The 3,224-nt window shown below is 44.8% G+C and carries 2 protein-coding genes; both read right to left on the bottom strand.

Annotated elements, in window-relative coordinates:
• Positions 1-2,084: hypothetical protein (locus tag H6S82_RS25635; protein ID WP_191056916.1), on the bottom strand; the 2,084-nt coding region annotated here is incomplete at its 3' end.
• Between the two features lie 88 nt (positions 2,085-2,172).
• Complete coding sequence (locus H6S82_RS25630) at positions 2,173-3,171, bottom strand: hypothetical protein (protein WP_190461682.1); 999 nt, start codon at positions 3,169-3,171, stop codon at positions 2,173-2,175.
• Positions 3,172-3,224 lie beyond the last annotated feature (53 nt).

The raw sequence follows: 3,224 nt of genomic DNA, 5'->3' as shown, positions 1-3,224 counted from the left end.
CAACTCGCCTCCATAACCACAGGGCCATTACCAATAGGATTCTGCTGCGAACCGATACTTGTCCAAGTTTGTCCTTTATCGAGAGAACGGAAAATACCTTCTCCCACGCCTGCAACTTTTCCATACAGATAAAGTGCGGGAGTGGTACTTCCTGTCGGTGGCTTACCGAAGGCAAACAAACGTGCGCTTTCTACAGAGGGTAGCTTAGTAAAAGTATTGCCGCCATCTGTAGAGCGAAATAAACCGTTCCATTCCAGACTCAGCCAGACTTCACCTTTGGCACCCGGAACTGTTTTGAGCTTATCCAAAACCCATTCGCTCTTTGGCACCGATGAGTTGACAAGGCTGAAGGACGCGCCGCCGTCATTACTGCGATAGACTTTGCCGTCGCTGTAGTAATAAAACGTATTCCCATCTACTTTATCTGCGGCTAAAGGTTCGCCCCAATACCACGGCCCTTTGGGGCCATTGGGTAGTCCCGACACCGCACTCCAAGAAGCGCCGCCATCAGTGGTACGGATAGCTTTAGCTTCGCTGACGGCGACGACGAAGAGATTGGGATTATTAGCAGATAAAGCTACGCGCAACGGCATCGTGTTGGCCGGAAATGAGGGAAACTTCTGCCAAGTCAATCCTCCATCGGTGGAAGTTGCGCCTGTAAAATTTGAATTCCATCTCGCACCGCCTACGCGCACTACGCGCAAAGGCTCGCTCTCGCTGTAGGCAATACTAAAAGTATCCCGATTCGTGTGACTCCATTGTGAAATCCCTGCCAATCTTGTGGAAGGATAAGCATTGAGTCCGTTATTGTGGTAAAATCCGTCTTGATCTGCTGTGCCACTTAACAAAACTCCTCCCTTCGGAGGCGCAGCTAAGGAGAAAACCACTAATTCTTCGTGTCCGGCTTCGTAGTTTGTCCAAATTACTGGATTGGCATTAATATTTTCAGTTTGCCAAATGCCGTTGCCGTCAGTTAACCATACTCTGCTGGGGACTTTTGGGTCAAATTCGATCGCAGATGTCCACACGGAAAACATATAGTCGTCCCACCAAGGAACGGTGTGCTTGAGAGATACTTTCATCTCTGTCCATGAAGTTCCGCCATCTGAGGTTCTATAGATTTTCGTAGATACTGACTGACCCAAAGCGACGATGACAACGTTGGGATTGCTGGGGTTGACAGCTAAAGCATTAAAGGAAGCTTCTTTGCTGTTGGGAGTAATGTTATTCCAAGTGCCATTGTTATATTTAGTAACTCCAGATTGATGAGTTACGTATAAAATACCGTTGTTAGCAACTGCGATTCGCTGTCCTTGCTTTGGGCTGCCCTCGATTTTTTGCCAAGTAACCCCCGTATCGGTAGATTTATAGATTCCGTCTCCATAAACATTAGCGTAGACCAATCCGGGCGATCGCTTATCAAACACAATCCCCAAAATGCCAACACCTTCTGTCAGAGATGGCGAAAACGAGGTAACTTTAGCCCATGTCGCACCAGCATCGGCGGACTTCCACAGCCCATCGTATCGCGAACCAAAAAAGATAATGTTTGAGTTAGCGGGGTTTACAGCTAATCTTATTCCTGCCCATCGATGATCTTCGTTACCCCCCATTGCTAAGTCTATGTTCAGTTTAGTCCAGGTTTTTCCGGCATCGGCGGACTTAAAGATTGTCCCTTTTAGCGGCAACTTCGGGTATTTCCCCGCTGCTATGTAGACTGTATTCGGATTGTTGGGATCGACTGCTAGTGCTTCTCCGCCGTAGTAGTTTTCTTTGGATACGGGAAAGCTGTTATTTAATTGCATCCAGCTTTTATCTGTGGGATTCCAACGATAAAAGCCGCCTACATCGGTGCGAATATAAACGAGATCTTGCTGTAGCGGATGGGGATAGACTCCGGTGACAAAACCGCCGCCGCCGATGGAGACGTTAGCCCAGCGATAGCCATTCTGCCCGGTAGTATACTTTGCTTGTGCGATCGCACTCGGTTGAGTTTGAGGCTGCGGGTTGCTGGCGGCACAGGTAGTGATAACGCCAAGACAAATCGGAATGACAGCCCATCGAAAATGTTTCAATAGCGCCATAATTTACTGAATATTATTGTGGAGTATCAACAAAGTTAGCCGACAATTTTCGACTGCACTCACACCAGCACGGAAGTTTCGCTCTCACTCAAACAGTACATTCGCTTTTTCGATATACGGCTATTTTGTTTCTGACTTCTGGTGAGAGGCGATCGTACTGATGCAAAACCTTGATCGGGCTGCCATCGTCGTTCCTTAAATATCCGTTGCTGTCAAACTGTAGTTTTTCCTCATTGGTATAGTGCATGGTTAAGATCGGCCCGCGAAAATTATTGTAAAATTTCACTTTCTTAACTAAGCCTTGGTAAATGATGTAGTTATGCACGCCCTGATCGATTCCCCAAGAATGATATTTCAGTTGCACAAAGGCATCTATCATTGCTTTTAGGTAAGCCATTATAGCATCTATGCTGCCAATTGTTGTGCCGGAACAGGAAATACTTTTATCTGCGATCTTGGGAAGCGCATCTTCCCCAAACCCTTCCCTAATCCACTGTGCGTTCCCTTCGCTATCACCGATCGTTTTTTCTCCCTCCTCCAGAAAGCAATTCAAGCTACCATCCTCAAACTCAAAGTCAAAGGGGTCGCCTTGAAACACGACATCCCTTACATCTGACAGCATCACATTAGCGTACTTTTCTCCGTATTTAGATAAATATAAGTAGTAAATCGCATATCTATTACATGACGGGACGTTTAGAAAATATTGAGCTACGTGAGCCTTGATTAAATCTTCGTTTTCTTTAGCTAACTTACTCGCTCCTCTTAACAGCCAAGTATACAATCTATTGAAAGGATAAATATTCAGTAAAAGATAGGGATAAATTTTTTTATTCTGTTTGAGCTTTCCGCCTTGGCCGATGTAATAGGGCAGATTTATGTAAAACTCTTTAAAGGGATACATTTGGACGCCCTGTTCTTGAAGTAAGTCAATAGTTCTTTGGCTTAAATCGCAGTAAACCAAACAGATATCTCCTTGATAGCCCGTATTCTTGAGTGAAATGACGAAAGGTTTGATTTGCTCAAATTCATAAGTTTTTACGAATCCCAGTACCAAGTTTTTCTTGTTCTTGTTAGTATTATTCATTTCTGTGTTAAAAGTAAGAAAGTTTTTATTTCAAATAATATAACACAAGCTTA

The sequence above is a fragment of the Planktothrix sp. FACHB-1355 genome (genome assembly GCF_014748295.1).
Classification (GTDB): domain Bacteria; phylum Cyanobacteriota; class Cyanobacteriia; order Cyanobacteriales; family Aerosakkonemataceae; genus Aerosakkonema; species Aerosakkonema funiforme_A.
The sequence above is the reverse complement of the archived record's forward strand: the minus strand, read 5'-3'. Positions and strand labels throughout refer to the sequence as shown.

Excerpts from the sequence above, each read along its gene's own strand:
- H6S82_RS25630 (WP_190461682.1), bottom strand. The coding sequence starts at position 3,171 with ATGAATAATACTAACAAGAACAAGAAAAACTTGGTACTGGGATTCGTA.